This window comes from Thalassospira sp. MCCC 1A01428, from assembly GCF_002115825.1.
In the GTDB taxonomy this organism is placed as follows: Bacteria; Pseudomonadota; Alphaproteobacteria; order Rhodospirillales; family Thalassospiraceae; genus Thalassospira.
In genome coordinates this window covers 152,837-168,961 of sequence record NZ_JFJZ01000006.1, presented here as the reverse complement: position 1 = coordinate 168,961, position 16,125 = coordinate 152,837, and the positions used below count along the sequence as shown (strand labels likewise).

The window sequence follows — 16,125 nt, the reverse complement described above, 5'->3', positions numbered from 1 at the left end:
ACCGCGCGTTGACTTCCATCAAATCATTGAAAAATATGATTTTTTATTATTTTAATTCCAGCAATATCCTGCGGAAAAATCGTTAAAGCTGAAATTCTTCGGCAATTTCGCGCGCAGCCTCAATAAGGGCATTCATCACCATCCGCACCCGGGGGGAACGACGCATATCGGGGTGAACCACAATCCAGATGGGTTCACGGCTTTCGCCTTTTTCATCTTCGCGAACCAGGGTCAATCGCGTATCGGTATCGCCCAGATAGCGCGGCAACACGGCCACCCCCAACCCGGCCGCAACAAAAGACTGCACAGAAGCCGTATCATTGGCCCGCAGGCGGCACACAATATTACGCCCTAACGAACGACGTGCCCATTCCGTCTTCGCCAGGTCATAGGAGGTATCGTCATATCCGCATAATTCCCAGTTTTCTTCGGGGACCGTGGCAACATAGTCATGCGCGCCATACAGCCCCACCCCCAATTCGGCCAGCTTTTGGGCGACCAGCCCCGGTTCGGTCGGGTTCACCATGCGTATCGCAACATCGGCCTCGCGCCGGGCCAGATTGACCAAATGCGCCGAGCCAATCAATTCAAACTCCAACCCCTTATGTTCTGCCAGCAAGGCCGCCAGTCGCGGGGCAAACAAAATACGCCCGGCCACCGGCGGCACCGAAATGCGCACAACACCCCGTGCAATCTCGCTACTATTGGCCATGCGTTCAAAGGCCAGGGCGTCAACCTCCACCCTTTCAGCCAGGGGGACCAGTTGCTGTCCGTCCTCGGTCAATCGCCATCCACCGGGCAGGCGATCAAACAATTTGGTGCCAACAGCCTGTTCCAGTGCCTCGACCCGGCGGGCAACCGTTGTGTGTTCCTTACGCAATCGCCGGGCCGCCCCCGACAGGGTTCCTTCCTGGGCCAAAACCAGAAAAAACCTCAAATCATCCCAGTTCACGACACGTCCTCCTACCCTTGGTATGTGCTTTTTTGCACATAAAATCTGCAAAACCTACAAGTTTCGGTTTTATTTTGCATATGCCAGTATGCCGCAGATTCGATTGGATATTCCACCCACGGTTTATGTCGCAAGAGGCTTTCTATGGCACATTTCAACATCTCGACACATGAGACCGGCTGTATCAAACCTGCGCCGCTGCGAATTTTCACACACCTGCGCGGCCTTGGCACACGGGCACAAAAACGGGCCACGACCTTGCTGCGCTGGTATCAGGGGCGGGTTTTAATGGCCGACCTGAACGAGCATTTACTGCACGACGGCGGACTGGAACGTGACCATGACGGAACGCGCCATGTGATTCATTGCCGCCTGCCCGAAACCGGACATTTCCTAAGCCGCACGCCACGGCCTTAAACCATCCCCGGATCATACCGATCCGGAAATGCCCCCGCTTGTTACCTTCCGGTGTCAGTCATTCATCACCGGAAGGCAAAGGCAATCCGGCCTTAAAATAACCAAACCTGGCCGCCTGTCATGGTTTTGCTAGGATCAGTAACGCAGAACATGAAAATTTTCATCTGGCTGTGGCGGCACAAAGTGAGCCGTAATTTGGTCAAACTGCACATCGGATGCTGAAAACTCATGCTCTTGCGCCTGATTGCGCAACCGCAGGCGGTGCTTGCAATCTTCATCGGCAACATCCAAAAAATGCAAAATATGCGCTGTTCCGGCGCGGGTAAAAATCTCGCGCATCCAGTGGCGCAATTCCGGCGTGTTGGCAGGAAAATCCAGCACAACCGATAATCCCTGTTCCAGCAAACCGGTTACATGGTGTGCCATTACCTGACGCAAACGCCCTGAATAACGCACATAATCGGCAACGGACGTCATTTCCGCCCCAAATAACCCGGCCAGCCAAAAATCCTCGCTGATCAGAAACGTCGATGGGCTTTGCGACAAGTTTGCGGCCAATGTCGATTTGCCCGACGCGATTTTACCACACAGCATATGCAGAACTGGCCCGCCTGATGCCGATGGTGCAAGGCGCTGTTGAAGATGATGTGAATTTTCCGATGACGTCATCACGAGTCTCCGTATCTGGTGAAGCAGACACCGGGAGACAGAATTGCAAAACCCGCCTCACCGGCGGGTTCGTAAAACAGGAAATATCGTCCCTACCCCACCATTCGTGAAATGGCGGTAATAATAAAACGGTTAAACAGCGGCGATTTATGTTCCATCTTCAAAAAATAGCAACGAAGTCCCCTCCTGTCCATCCCCATCAGGTCAAGGCAAAGAAGCATCATTTACGCAAAATTACCGCCGAAAATGCCTGTGCAAAAATAAACATCAAATTTGCAAAAACTGCCAATTTTCGAGCTATTTTGCATATGGCAAGTTCGGCCCATCGCAAAGACGAACTTATGGAGGGCGAAATGTCCACACTGCCAGTCACCCATCTTGACCGCATCGTTATGAACACCACGCCCGTGCTGCATGGGACAATGATTAAAAAGCTGCGTCAGCTTTTGACCAACCGCATGATCCACGCCCGTATGGCGCGCAGCCATCGTGAATTGGTTAATCAACTCAGCACTACTCAGTTGCACGATGTTGGCCTGGAACGCGTTTTTGATGGCCAGCAGTGGAAACTGCAAATGATCGATTCCGAAACGACACAGGATCGTCGTTAATGTTACCATCACGCAAGCGATGCTAAAACGGCCCCGAAACAAAGCAGTTCGGGGCCGTTTTTATATCTGCAACATCCGGGCAGGATGTGATGCGAAAACGCAGATCAGGCCTGCATCACACCAGAGCGCAAGGCCGCAACCTTGTCCGTGGCTTCCTGTGCCAATTTGGTGATTTTGGCCCAATCCCCCGCCTTGACGGCATCCTTGGGGGCAACCCACGAACCACCAACGGTAATAATATTGGGCAACGCAATATAATCAGCCAGATTGGACAGTGATACACCACCGGTCGGGCAGAACTTAACCTGCGGCAGCGGCCCGCCCAACGCCTTGAGCATCGAAACACCACCCTGCTGTTCAGCCGGGAAAAATTTCAATACATCATAGCCATGATCCAGCAGGTTCATGATTTCCGACGGTGTACCCGCACCAGGCAAAAGCGGCACGCCCGTATCCTTGGCCGCGGCCAGCAAACCGGCACTATGCCCGGGCGAGACGGCAAAGGCACAATTGATTTCAGCCATGCGTTCCATCTGCCTGGCATTAATCACGGTGCCAGCACCCGTAATGGCATCAGGGACTTCAGCAATAATACGCTGAATGCTTTCTTCCGCCGCGGCCGAGCGCAGGGTGATTTCCAGAACCTTAAGGCCACCAGCAACCAATGCCTTTGCCAACGGCACCGCATCATTGGCATCTTCGATAACCAGCACCGGTACAACCGGGGCCTGTGACAAAATTTCGCGTGAAGACAAAGCCATTTTATTCCTCCTGTTTGCGGATTATGCCGTTAAAATTTTGGCACAGCCCAGCAAGGCCGGATATTGCGCCGTCATCAGGCGTACCGGCACATCATTCATCAAATCACGAAAACGCCCTTTGGCGATCATGCGTTCTTTAAGGCCACTTTGTTTCATAAAATCGGCAATGCGCGGGCCAATACCGCCGCCAATAAACACGCCGTCAAATGCGCCTAGCGTTAACACCAGATCGCCCGCAACGCCGCCCATAAACAGGCAAAAGCGATCCAGCACTTTCAGGCAAAGCGGGTCTTTGGCAACCATGGCCCCTTCAACAACTTCCGCTGCTGTTTTGGGGGACACATCCACACCATCAATCGCAGCCAGGGCGCGATACAGGTTTTCAATGCCCATGCCCGACAAAATCCGTTCGGCGGAAACACGGCCCAGTTCGGCACTTAGAAATTTGACAATTTCATAATCAAGATCATCCACCGCAGGCAGGGACACATGCCCGCCTTCGCCCTGCACCGGTATCCAGTGACCATGATGGGGCAAAAGCCCCGAAACACCCAGCCCGGTGCCCGCCCCGATAATCGCCAGCGGCTGACCCGGACGACCGGGGCCGTCAAACAGGGTGATCAAATCGTCATCCCCCAGATAAGGTACTGACATGGCAAGGCCGGTAAAATCATTAACCACCACCAGCCGTTCCAGACCAAATTCCGCCGTTAGGGCCGCTTTGGAAAACACCCACGGATTATTGGTAAATTTGATCTGGTCCGCCATGGCCGGGCAGGCCACCGCAACAGCAAATTCACGCGGATCCGATCCCTTGGTCCGTGCAACAAAATCACGAATGGCGCTGCCAATATCAGGATAATCGCGCACGGCCAAAGTTAATGGCGCGTGCGGATTTCCCTTGTCATCAAGCCAGGCAAAACGGGCGTTTGTGCCGCCAATATCCCCGACCAGCTGCATTATTCAACCCCTCCGGGAAGAACAGCACTGGCCCCCATTTCAGCCAGCCCGACATTATCGCGAAAGACACCAAACAGCTCACGCCCGAAACCGGTTTGATGTTCGGCCTTATTCGTGAACATGGCAAAATCGCGCCTGGCCAGTTCTTCATCAGAAACAAGCAATTTCAAATCGCCGGTTTCGGCATCAAGACGCACAATGTCACCGTCCTGCACCTTGGCGATCATGCCGTTCATCATACCTTCGGGTGTGACGTGAATAGCAGCTGGCACCTTGCCCGACGCACCGGACATCCGGCCATCCGTCACCAATGCCACCTTGTAACCCAGATCCTGCAACACGCCCAAAGGCGGGGTCAGTTTGTGCAATTCGGGCATACCATTGGCACGCGGCCCCTGGAAGCGCACCACACACACAACATCGCGGTGCAGTTTGCCATCCTTAAAGGCCTGCATCATTTCATCTTGCGATGTAAAGACAGCTGCCGGGGCCTCGATCACGCGGTTGGCAGGTTTAACCGCCGAAACCTTGATCACCGCACGGCCGATATTACCACTCAGCATCCGCAAACCGCCATCGGCACTAAATGCTTTTTCGGCCGGACGCAGGATATCTTCATCGTGGCTATCCTTGGGCGCATCGCGCCATGCCAGTTTGCCATCATCCAAATGCGGTTCAGTGCCAAAGGCCGCCATACCGCCCGATACAATTGTATCAACTTCATGGTGCAAAAGACCGTGGCCCAAAAGGTTGCTAATGACAAAACCCATACCGCCAGCGGCGTGGAAATGGTTCACGTCGGCCTGGCCGTTGGGATAAACCCGGCACAAAAGCGGAATGATGCGCGACAGATCGTCAAAATCTTCCCAGCGCAGTTCGATCCCGGCGGCACGGGCCATGGCGGGCAAATGCAGGGTATGGTTGGTGGAGCCCCCGGTTGCCAACAGGCCGATAATGCCGTTTACAAAGGCCTTTTCATCCAGAATTTTGCCAATCGGGCGGTAATCATTGCCAAGGCGGGTAATTTGCAAGGCACGACGGGCGGCTTCTTCGGTCAGGGCATCACGCAATTCAGTACCCGGATTAACAAAGGCAGAGCCGGGCAAATGCAGCCCCATAATTTCCATCAGCATCTGATTGGAATTGGCCGTGCCATAAAACGTGCAGGTGCCCGGGCTGTGGTAAGATGCAATTTCAGCTTCCAGCAATTCCTTGCGGCCCACCTTGCCCTGCGCGTAAAGCTGACGAACACGGGCCTTTTCATCATTGGGCAAGCCCGACGGCATAGGACCGGCAGGCACAAAAACCGCCGGAATATGCCCATAAGCCAAAGCCCCCATCACCAGACCGGGAACGATTTTGTCGCACACACCAAGGTAAAGGGCAGCATCAAACGTATCATGTGACAGGGAAACTGCCGTCGACATGGCAATCACGTCACGCGAAAACAGGCTAAGCTCCATGCCGGGGCGACCTTGGGTCACACCATCGCACATGGCAGGCACACCACCCGCCACCTGCGCGGTTGCGCCGGCCTCAAACGCGGCCTTTTTAATGCGGTCAGGATACACGCCAAGCGGCTGATGAGCCGAGAGCATGTCGTTATAGGCCGTCACAATGCCCAGATTGGCGGCATCTTCGTGGTTGATGCGGTCTTTTTCGGTGCCAAGGCACCCGGCAGACGCATGGGCCAGATTGCCACAGGACAGTTTGGAACGGTGCGGACGGTCGCTGGCAGCGGCATCGATGCGCGCCAGATAGGCTTCGCGCGTCGGTTTCGAGCGTTCTACGATCCGCTGGGTAACAATTTCAATTTCACGTTTCATGGGGTTCAGCCTTTCGGGTTCTCGGCGCTCCACCACAGATCGACAGGAACGTCGTTCTGCTGCAATAACCCGCGCACCGGCATGTCTTCGATCACGCTGCCGTTTTTCGCGGTTTCATAGGTCGACCATTTGGAAGAACCGGTGATGTGAATGCCGATATAACGGGCGTTCAACAAAGCCGGTAACGTCATGCTGATGCGCGGAACCGGCGAAACGGTGGGCCGTGCGGCCGCAACCAGTTCACCATTTTCGGGATAAAGCCCGCGCTTCAGATCATCGGGTGTCGAGGATGGAAAAAGCGACGCCGTGTGCCCGTCATCGCCCATCCCCAGATAAACAATATCCATCGGCCACGACAAATCGTTTTTCAAACGGTTCGTAACGGTCGATATGGCATCTTCCGGGTTTTCATCGGCGGTTTTCAGCGACACAAAAGTCGCGGCAGCCGCTTCATTGATCAGCAAATTATCCTTAACCAGCTTTTCATTCGACTGGTCATCGTCCAGCCCGACCCAACGGTCATCGCCAAGGGTGATGGTCACTTTGGACCAGTCCAGTTTGGCCTTTGACAGGGCCTGAAAGAACGGTTTGGGGAAACGACCACCAGCCACCGATATGGTTGCCCGGCCCCGTTCGGCAATGGCAAATTCCAGCCGTTCAACGGTTTGCGCGACCATGCTGGCAAGCATGTCATCGCCACTTTTAAAGGTGCGTTCGTTTGTCATTTTATCGTCCATTGAAATGGGAAAACGTGCTGAAAACCGCAAGGGGCAAGGCCGCAAAGCAGCCCTGCCCTATGCTTTAATCAAAACACCGCTTCTTCATTCCAGGTGCGGCCGTCGCGTTCAATCAGGGCAATGGCAGCCGATGGCCCCCACGTCCCTGATGTATAGCCTTTGGGCGCAATATGGTTGTTTTCCCAGGCTTCCTGAATGGCATCAACCCACTGCCAGGCAATGTCCTGTTCGTCGCGGCGGACAAACAGGGTGTTGTTGCCATCAATCGCATCTAGCAACAAACGCTCATAGGCATCAGGGCTGCGTGCGCCAAAGGCCTCGGCAAAGGAAAGGTTAAGGGCAGTTGGCCGCAACCGGACCAGGCCCGGCCCCGGGTTTTTATTGTTCAAAACCAGATGAATGCCATCATCGGGCTGCAAGCGCAGCACCAGCCGGTTGGCCTGATAATTGGTCATGGATTTTGCCAGCGGAAACATCTGGTGCGGCACATCGCGGAACTGAATAACAATTTCCGAATGCCGCTTGGGCAGGCGTTTACCGGTTCGCAGGTAAAACGGCACCCCGGCCCAGCGCCAGTTATTAATTTCGCAGCGCAGGGCAACAAATGTTTCGGTGGTGCTGTCGGTATTGGCACCTTCTTCTTCAAGGTAACCCGGCACTTCCTTGCCGCCAACGGCCCCGGCGCGGTACTGGCCACGTACGGTATTCTGGTCGATATTGGTATCGTTGATCGGTTTAAGGGCCTTCAGGACCTTTACCTTTTCATCGCGCACGGCATCCTGGTCCAGCACATAGGGCGGTTCCATCGCGACCAGGCACAAAAGCTGCAACATATGGTTTTGCACCATGTCACGCATTGCACCGGCATCGTCGTAATAGGACCAGCGCCCTTCAACGCCAACTTCCTCGCCCACTGTAATCTGCACATGGTCAATATGGGCGCTGCTCCATAACGGTTCGAACATCGCATTGGCAAAGCGCAAAATCAAAAGGTTCTGCACCGTTTCCTTGCCCAGATAATGGTCGATACGGAAAATCTGGTGTTCTTCGAACACCTCGCCAATCTGGCCGTTAATTTCGCGGCAGCTTTCCAGATCATGACCCAGCGGTTTTTCCAGAACAACACGCGAATTGGGCGTCACCAGACCTGCCTTTTGCAGGTTAAAGGCCATATCGGCAAACAGGCTGGGGCTGGTTGAGAAATAATAAACCCGGTCGCGGTCGGGCGCGTCGCTCAGGCGTTCATGAAGGGTGGTAAACCCTTCAGCATCCCCTGCCGAAACCTGAATATAGGCAACACGGCTGGCAAACTTGTCCCAGATCACCTGGTCAAATTCGCCTTCGGGGATATATTTTTTCCCGGCATCAAGCAATTTCACCCGGAAATTCTCGTCGCTATGCGCGCTGCGCGATGCGCCGAAAATACGGGTTTCATCATCAAAACGCCCGGTCCGCTCCATTTCATATAAAGCGGGAAATAATTTGCGTAGCGCCAAATCTCCGGTCCCACCGAAAATCACAATGTCGGCTATGCGATGTTTAAGCCTTTGTTTCTTCATATTGACTTGCGCCTTCCAAGCGAACTGCTCTCACTCGTTGTCCTCCCCGCTGCCAAGGTGGGACCCTGAACCGTTTTGCGGCTCCGGCTGGCATGCGGTTGCACGAAAGTTTTCGTGCGCAGGGCATGTCAATCCCTGCTAGTTCAGTGCCATCTGGGCTTTCAATGGTGCATTATCCACTGCCAGCCGCCTTTTGGCCATATCCGCGGTATCGAACACATAACAATCCTGTTCTGCTGCCTGTATGCCAACGGTTTCCCCGGTTTTGATTGCGGTATCCCCGGCAACCCTGGCAACAAACAATTCGTCCGATCCGGTGCGAACATAGACCAAACCTGCTTCGCCCAAATGTTCGACCACTTCGACCGTCCCGGTAAACAGCGCCGTGTCCTGATCGGCAATGCTGCAATGTTCCGGTCGAATGCCAACTGTTACACGATCTGCGGTGGCAAGACCACTGCCATCAACGGGTAACGACACTTCTTTACCGGATTCCAGTTTAAGCGTAACAGATTGTTGCGAAACCTGCGTGATTTTAGCCGAAATAAAGTTCATTTTTGGCGAACCGATAAAACCGGCAACAAACAGGTTTGCCGGATAATGATATAATTCCAGCGGCGTGCCCACCTGCTCCACCGTGCCGGCGCGCAAAACCACAATTTTGTCAGCCATGGTCATGGCTTCAACCTGATCATGCGTCACATAGATCATTGTGGTGTTCAATTTTTCATGAAGTTTTGCCAGTTCGATCCGCATTTGCACCCGCAAGGCGGCATCCAGGTTCGATAAAGGCTCATCAAACAAAAACACCCGCGGTTTGCGCACAATCGCCCGGCCAATTGCCACGCGCTGGCGCTGCCCGCCCGACAGTTCCTTTGGTTTACGATCCAGCAATTCTTCCAGTTGCAGGGTTTTGGCCGCCGCCATCACCCGTGCATTTTGTTCGTCCTTGCTGTGTTTCGCCAAATCCAGCCCAAAGGCCATATTTTCAAACACCGACATATGCGGATACAGCGCATAGGACTGAAATACCATGGCAACACCGCGATCCTTGGGCACGGTATCGTTAACAACATCGCCACCGATACGCAGTTCACCATCGCTAATATCTTCCAGCCCGGCAATAAGGCGCAGCAATGTTGATTTGCCGCAGCCAGACGGCCCGACAAAAACACAAAACTCGCCATCACGAATATTCAGATCGACCCCGTGAATGGTTTCGATTGGCCCAAAGCGTTTACGTATCTGTTTTAAAACCACATCTGCCATCGGGTATCCTCCCAGTTTTTGATTATCAGGGTCGTCAGATTGTGCCGAAATAAAAACCCCAGCCCGGCAGCGACAAACGATCGCCCGATACCGAACCGGTATTAAGCGAACAATTACCCGCAGACGGACCGGGCAAGGTGGTGGTAACGGCATCGGGCGTGACATTGAAAACACAAATGGTGCGAACAATGCCGGTCATCCGAACAAACCCGATGATGGCATCCTCGCTATGTTCCAGCATTTCGATGTCGCCCTGAATGATTTCCGGGTGGTTTTTGCGCCATGTCAGCAGGTTTTTATAAAAACTGCGCAGGGAATCCGGGTCATCTATCTGGCTGGCGACCGACAACGCACTATGATCCTGCGGCACGGGCAACCATGGCTGATCCGATGTTGTAAACCCACCATGGGCCACATTGGCATTGTGCCACGGCATCGGGGTCCGACAGCCATCGCGCCCTTTAAATTCAGGCCACATTTCAATGCCGTATGGGTCCTGTAATTGCTCATAGGGGACAATGGCTTCTTCAAGGCCCAGTTCTTCACCCTGATAAATGCACGGCGTGCCGCGAAGCGATGTATAAAGGGCGGGGATCATACGCAGGCGGGCATCGTTATCCCCGCCTTTATCCTTGCCCCAGCGCGAAGCCACCCGCACGAAATCATGGTTACTCACCGCCCAGCACGGCCAGCCATCACCCAGTTCGCGAAATACATCGACCAGCATACCGCGCACCAGCCCGGCCTCAAGCGGGCTTTCCAGCAAATTGATGGTATAGGCCATGTGCAGTTTATCCCCCCCGGCAGTATATTCCGCCATCGTTGCCAGTGAATTATCCGACCCGATTTCGCCCACCGTGGTGCTACCAGGGTATTTGTCCAAAACAGCCCGCAGCTTTTTCAAAAATGCCAGGTTTTCGGGCTGGGTTTTGTCATGCACATGCATTTGCCGCGTATAGGGGTTTTCCTTTGGCGCGCCTTCGGGGCGATGTGTGCCTGGTATCCACGGCGGGTTATCGCGCAATTGTTTGTCATGAACATAGAAATTGGCGGTATCAAGCCGAAAACCATCCACCCCGCGCCGCAACCAGAATTCAACATCGTCAAGCAATTGTTGCTGCACATCGGGGTTGTGAAAGTTCAAATCCGGCTGGCTGGCAAGGAAATTGTGCATGTAATATTGCTGGCGGGTGGTATCAAATTTCCATGCCGACCCGCCAAAAATCGACAGCCAGTTATTAGGCGGCGTGCCATCGGGCTTGGGGTCCGCCCACACATACCAGTCCGATTTCGGATTATCGATTGAAGACCGGCTTTCGCGAAACCACGGATGGGCGTCCGAGCTGTGCGATAATACCTGATCAATGGTCACACGCAGGCCCAGCCCATGGGCTTTTTCCACCAGATGATCGAAATCCTCCAATGTGCCAAACATTGGGTCTACATCGCGGTAATTGGCAACGTCATAGCCAAAGTCTTTCATGGGCGATGTAAAAAACGGCGACAGCCAAATCCCGTCAACACCCAGATCGGCGATATATTCCAGCTTTTGCGAGATACCGGGCAAATCGCCAATACCGTCGCTGTTGGAATCAAAAAAACTGCGCGGATAAACCTGGTACAAAACACCGCCGCGCCACCAGTTAACATCACCGGTCAAAGCCATTTTTTAAACATCCTGGAATTTGTTTCTCGTTAGATCTTCCCGGTCAGGCAGCATGCTGTTCCCTGCCCGACCGGGCCTTATCATCGTTGGTAAAAAGGCAATTTTTTGCCTGTGATATATGTATGTCAGATCATCCCTTAACCGCCCCGGCCGTCAGGCCCGAAACGATCCGCCTCTGAAAAATCAGTACCAGCACAATAAGGGGCAATGTCACAATCACCGATGCCGCCATAATATTGCCCCATGGCATTTCATGCTGACTGGCCCCTGATATCAGGGCGATGGCGACGGGAACGGTGCGTTTATCGTCGGTCAGGGTAAAGGTCAGGGCGAATAAAAATTCGTTCCATGCCGCGATAAAGGCCAACAGCCCGGTGGTCACCATCGCGGGCCACATTACGGGTAAAAACACCCGGCGAATGACAGTCCACGGGGTTGCCCCGTCCATTACGGCAGCTTCTTCCAGTTCGCGGGGCAAATCGCGCATGAAGGCGGTTAACACCCACACCGTAAAGGGCAAGGTTAACATCATGTAGGAAATGGCCAGCCCGAACATGCTGTTATACAGGCCAAGACCGCGGATCAGTTCAAACATGCCCGACAGAACTGCCACCTGCGGAAACATCGACACCGATAAAATGGTAATTAACAGCAAGCCCCGCCCGGCAAACTTCACCCGTGCCAGCGCGTAGGATGCCGTAACACCAAGAAGTAACGACAGGGCCACCACCAGAAAACTGACAAAGATGGAATTAAAGATATTGTGCCCGAACGGCTGACCTTTAAACACGGATATATAATTGATCAGGCTGAAACTTTCGGGCAGGTAGTTCACTTCGAACAAAGCCGATCCGGTTTCAAACGATGTTAAAATCGCATAATAAAACGGAAATACGGCAAACAGCACAATCACTGCGACCAACAGCCAAAAGGCCGCTTTACGAAGATATTTCCAGGCTTTCGCGTTCATATCAATGCCCCCCTTCATCAAGGCGGACACGCCCGATCATAATATAGGCCATGATGCAAAAGGCGATCACGACAAACAGCAATGTTGACGCCGCCGATCCATAACCAACTTCCTGAAAATCCACCAGTTGCTGGCGCGCATACACCGACATGGTGGTGGTTTGGGGGTTGTTGGGCGTTAAAACATAAATCACGTCAAACACCCGCAAGGCATCCAGCGCGCGGAAAATAACCGCCACCATCACCGCCGGTTTAATCAATGGCAATGTCACCTTGAAAAACACCCGCACCGGATGAATGCCATCCACCCGGGCGGCTTCGTAACAATCGCCGGGCAGCATTTGCAAAGCCGCCAAAATCAGCAAGGCCATAAAAGGCGTGGTCTTCCAGACATCAACCAGAATAACCGCGCTCATGGCCCAGTCGGGGCTGGCCGTCCAGGCGATGGGGGCCGAAAGAATACCCAGTTTCATCAGCATGTCGTTGATGATGCCAAACTGGTCATGCAGCATCCAGTTCCACATCCGTGCTGAAACAATGGTGGGGATCGCCCACGGGATAAGCACCGCTGCGCGCACCAACCCACGTCCGCGAAAGTTCTGGTTTAAAACCAGGGCCACAACCATGCCCAGTGCCGTTTCCAGCGAAACGGAAATCACGCTAAAAAACAGGGTATTCCAAACTGCCTGCCACCATTCGGGGTCTATCAGCAGGCCATATGCCTCGCCGTCATAAACGGCATAAAAATTTTCAATGCCGATAAAGCTGTAACTCGAGAGGTCGGACAAATTGGCATCGGTAAACCCGAAATAGAACGTACGCAGAAGCGGCCACCCGGCCACCACCGCCAGAATAGCCAGCATCGGGATCAGGAAAATCCATGCTGACCGCCGCCTGGACCGCGTTAAAGACGAAGCATGCGCCATAACAGATGCTCTTGCATTTTAAGGAAGACGGCCCGGTTTTCGGGCGGCCTGTACCATGCCACTTAAAATGGCCCGATGATCATTGTCTGAGGGCAACCAGGAGGTATTTCAGGGGCCGGCCCCCACATGGAAATACCCCCGGTTCGTACCTTACCAGCCGGAACGCCGGGTCCGTTTCAACTTATGCTCAAGGGCGGGCAATGCCTGGTCTGCCGTTTGCGTTCCCGACAGGGTGGCATGTACCGCCTGCCAGAAATCGTTGGAGACCTTGTTGTAATTGGTGCCCGTTGCCGTTGATGGCCGTGGCACAGCATGGGTGAAGGTTTCATAAAGATCGCCAAAGAACGGATTGGCGGCCAGCACATCCTTATCCTTGTACAGATCAGCCACAGTCGGGTTATAGGACCCTTTGATCGCGCGGCGTTTCTGTTCGTCATAGGATGTCAGATATTTCACCAGATCTGCCGCCAGTTCGGGGTTTTTGGAATATTTGGAAACGGATAACTGCCAACCGCCCAGGGCCGCGGCAGATTGTCCGTCGTCCCCGCCTTTGGGCAAGGGGGCCACACCAACTTTGCCCTTGACCGGGCTGTCGGCGGAATTGGCAAGCGCCCACGCATAGGGCCAGTTGCGCATGAAAACCGAATTACCCGACTGAAACACACCCCGGGCACCTTCCTCGTCATATCCCAGAACACCATCTGGCGAAATCGTGCCGATCCATCCTGCTGCCGTGGCAATGGCCTGTTTGGCCTTGTCATTATTAATCGAAATATCGCCATTCGTCTCAACAATGGTACCCCCCCCATAGGACGCAACCCATTCAACCGCGTTACAGGTCAGCCCCTCATAGGCGCGCCCCTGAAAAACATAGCCCCACATTTTGTCATTGCCGTTCTTGCGTTCGGCTTCTTCAATTTTCTGTGCGGTTTTGGTCAGTTGGTCCCATGTTTCAGGAACGTTTTCACCATATTGATCCAAAAGATCCTTGCGGTAATAAAGCACACCGGCATCGGTAAACCATGGCATGGCCACCAGGCGACCATCGACTGTGTTATTTTCAATAATCGGCTTGAAATGGGCTTTGGCTTCATCGGCCATATAATCGTTCAGGTCGATGAAATGATTGCCCAAAATACCCGGCCAGATGACATCAATCTGGAAAATATCCACATCTGACGAACCCGATGCCAGCATCTGCTGATAAAGAGCAAGCCGGTCAGTCGATGAATTGGGCGTGGAAATAACATCAACATCGTTACCTGTCTTTTTCGACCAGGCTTCAACACCTTCCTTGCAAAGGCTTAGCTCCTGGCCGACAGCACCGCACGAAATTGCCAGCTTGGCGGCCTGTGCCGGGCCCGCCATGACAAAAATCGTACCTGCCACACCGGCACCTGCAAGCAGCTTCTGGATCAGGGTCATTCATTCCTCCCTATGATGGTTATCGGTTTTCCCGGGCAAACGGCCTGTTTTTCAGGTCTGGCCCTTTTATTGACCCGGATATTTTTACGTCATCCGGTTTGCATTTGTTCCCGCCGGGCGGGAAATATCATTCAGGCCAAGACAACGCCGAATGGAAAAAGGATACGCCCCTTCACGCCTTTTCAAAGTGTCATATCCTTTAAAGGATGATACTATTCTGCAAAAGACAGCATAAATGGCAGGAGGCTCCAGTGCGGATCGTGCAGGAACGCATTACCAACCCCGATGGATATTCATGGGGGTATTTCCATTATGTGTGGGACGATTTTCGCTGTAACTGGCACCAGCACCCGGAATATGAACTGACCCTGACCTTAAACGCACGGGGCAGTCGCCTGATTGGCGACCACCGCCAGGCGTTTGACGGCGTGGATTTTGCCATGGTTGGCCCCAACCTGCCGCATTTGTGGGAATGCCAGCGCCTGTCTGACAGCGAACAGATCGAAGTTTATGTTTTGTGGCTGTCACAGGAATGGGTTGAAAACCTGACCCGCGATTTCGTTGAATTTTCCGATCTTTACAGCCTGTTTGAGCAAGCCCGGCGCGGATTATCGTTTACCGGCGAAACCGTTGCCAAAATTCAGGCCATCGCCCCGAAACTTGATGACGCCAGCCCGCGCCAGCGTTTTATGTTGATCATTGAAATTCTTGAAACCCTGCTCGGCGGTATTGATGGCCCGCTGGCATCGGCATCCTTTGGCAATGATACAGATGGCGGCAGTGATTCACTGCGCATCGACCGCGCCATTGCCTTTATCCATGCCCACCATGCCGAACCGTTGCGCGTTGCCGCCCTGGCCAATGTCGCCGGCGTAAGCGAAAGCAGCTTTTATCGCCTGTTCAAACGTTATACCGGGCGCAGTGTGGTGGAATATATGAACGAATATCGCATCTCGCGCGCCTGTGTGCAGCTATCGCGTACCGATTGGCCGATTTATCGCATTGCCGAGCATAACGGGTTTAGCAACCTGTCGAATTTTAACCGGCGCTTTCGCCAGTATCGTGGCAAATCAGCCCGCGATTACCGCGATAATATCCGCATTCACGGCCAGTTTCCCGACCACCCGCCAATGCCCGATGCCAAAATTGGTGCCGTGCCTGCCCGCCCCTTGCCCAGCGAAACCGATGGTGTTGCATCGGACAAATGCATTCCGCTTAAAGGTGTGCCCGCAGAAATCGCCTGACACCGCCAGAAAATCACCTTAAGCCCACCCCGCTTGCCTGATCTGGCATAAAACGCGGACCTTAATAACGGTATCGCAAGCAAGTGATGCTTTATAAACGCGGGCCTATAGCGTTCAGCAACAGGGCAATACGG

Annotated in this window: 15 protein-coding genes; 3 read left to right on the top strand and 12 right to left on the bottom strand. The window is 53.6% G+C overall.

What is annotated here, in order from left to right:
* Positions 1 to 82: 82 nt before the first annotated feature.
* Positions 83 to 952: a LysR family transcriptional regulator gene (locus THS27_RS07580; RefSeq protein ID WP_085589454.1), complete on the bottom strand. Its 870-nt coding sequence runs from the start codon at positions 950 to 952 to the stop codon at positions 83 to 85.
* A 144-nt stretch (positions 953 to 1,096) separates the two neighbouring features.
* On the opposite strand from THS27_RS07580, the gene THS27_RS07575 reads away from it, so the two are divergent.
* A complete protein-coding gene (locus tag THS27_RS07575; RefSeq protein WP_085589452.1) occupies positions 1,097 to 1,369 on the top strand; it encodes a hypothetical protein in 273 nt (90 codons plus the stop codon).
* 135 nt (positions 1,370 to 1,504) lie between these two features.
* On the opposite strand, the gene THS27_RS07570 is transcribed toward THS27_RS07575, so the two are convergent.
* Entirely contained in the window at positions 1,505 to 2,038 is a 534-nt protein-coding gene (locus THS27_RS07570; protein WP_085589450.1) for an ATP-binding protein, read from the bottom strand.
* Positions 2,039 to 2,391: 353 nt separating this feature from the next.
* Here THS27_RS07570 and THS27_RS26600 point away from each other — a divergent pair, with 353 nt between their 5' ends.
* Positions 2,392 to 2,649: a hypothetical protein gene (locus THS27_RS26600; RefSeq protein WP_139835509.1), complete on the top strand. Its 258-nt coding sequence runs from the start codon at positions 2,392 to 2,394 to the stop codon at positions 2,647 to 2,649.
* Between the two features lie 104 nt (positions 2,650 to 2,753).
* Here THS27_RS26600 and THS27_RS07560 read toward each other — a convergent pair whose 3' ends face one another.
* The 10 genes from THS27_RS07560 to THS27_RS07515 all read right to left on the bottom strand — a co-directional run bounded on the left by THS27_RS07560 (position 2,754) and on the right by THS27_RS07515 (position 14,747).
* Positions 2,754 to 3,410: a bifunctional 4-hydroxy-2-oxoglutarate aldolase/2-dehydro-3-deoxy-phosphogluconate aldolase gene (locus THS27_RS07560; protein WP_085589445.1), complete on the bottom strand. Its 657-nt coding sequence runs from the start codon at positions 3,408 to 3,410 to the stop codon at positions 2,754 to 2,756.
* 21 nt (positions 3,411 to 3,431) lie between these two features.
* On the bottom strand, positions 3,432 to 4,370 hold the full coding sequence (gene glk / locus THS27_RS07555) for a glucokinase (protein WP_085589443.1): 939 nt from the start codon (positions 4,368 to 4,370) through the stop codon (positions 3,432 to 3,434).
* The gene (edd, locus tag THS27_RS07550; RefSeq protein WP_085589441.1) at positions 4,370 to 6,196 is read right to left on the bottom strand and encodes a phosphogluconate dehydratase; all 1,827 of its coding nucleotides are present in this window, start codon (positions 6,194 to 6,196) and stop codon (positions 4,370 to 4,372) included. Before edd ends, glk begins: the two co-directional genes overlap by 1 nt.
* A gap of 5 nt (positions 6,197 to 6,201) precedes the next feature.
* Positions 6,202 to 6,921, bottom strand: a complete 720-nt coding sequence (pgl, locus tag THS27_RS07545) for a 6-phosphogluconolactonase (protein WP_085589548.1) — start codon at positions 6,919 to 6,921, stop codon at positions 6,202 to 6,204.
* An 80-nt stretch (positions 6,922 to 7,001) separates the two neighbouring features.
* Positions 7,002 to 8,492: a glucose-6-phosphate dehydrogenase gene (gene zwf, locus THS27_RS07540; protein ID WP_085589439.1), complete on the bottom strand. Its 1,491-nt coding sequence runs from the start codon at positions 8,490 to 8,492 to the stop codon at positions 7,002 to 7,004.
* A gap of 138 nt (positions 8,493 to 8,630) precedes the next feature.
* On the bottom strand, positions 8,631 to 9,761 hold the full coding sequence (locus THS27_RS07535) for an ABC transporter ATP-binding protein (protein WP_085589436.1): 1,131 nt from the start codon (positions 9,759 to 9,761) through the stop codon (positions 8,631 to 8,633).
* A gap of 34 nt (positions 9,762 to 9,795) precedes the next feature.
* Positions 9,796 to 11,427 (bottom strand): alpha-glucosidase, encoded by a 1,632-nt coding sequence (locus THS27_RS07530; protein WP_085589434.1) that lies wholly within the window; start codon positions 11,425 to 11,427, stop codon positions 9,796 to 9,798.
* Positions 11,428 to 11,557: 130 nt separating this feature from the next.
* Entirely contained in the window at positions 11,558 to 12,397 is an 840-nt protein-coding gene (locus THS27_RS07525) for a carbohydrate ABC transporter permease (RefSeq protein WP_085589432.1), read from the bottom strand.
* A 1-nt stretch (position 12,398) separates the two neighbouring features.
* Complete coding sequence (locus THS27_RS07520) at positions 12,399 to 13,322, bottom strand: carbohydrate ABC transporter permease (protein WP_085589430.1); 924 nt, start codon at positions 13,320 to 13,322, stop codon at positions 12,399 to 12,401.
* Positions 13,323 to 13,472: 150 nt separating this feature from the next.
* Complete coding sequence (locus THS27_RS07515) at positions 13,473 to 14,747, bottom strand: ABC transporter substrate-binding protein (protein WP_085589428.1); 1,275 nt, start codon at positions 14,745 to 14,747, stop codon at positions 13,473 to 13,475.
* Between the two features lie 251 nt (positions 14,748 to 14,998).
* Between THS27_RS07515 and THS27_RS07510 the strand changes: the two genes are divergently transcribed.
* Positions 14,999 to 15,991 (top strand): AraC family transcriptional regulator, encoded by a 993-nt coding sequence (locus THS27_RS07510; protein ID WP_168184844.1) that lies wholly within the window; start codon positions 14,999 to 15,001, stop codon positions 15,989 to 15,991.
* Positions 15,992 to 16,125 lie beyond the last annotated feature (134 nt).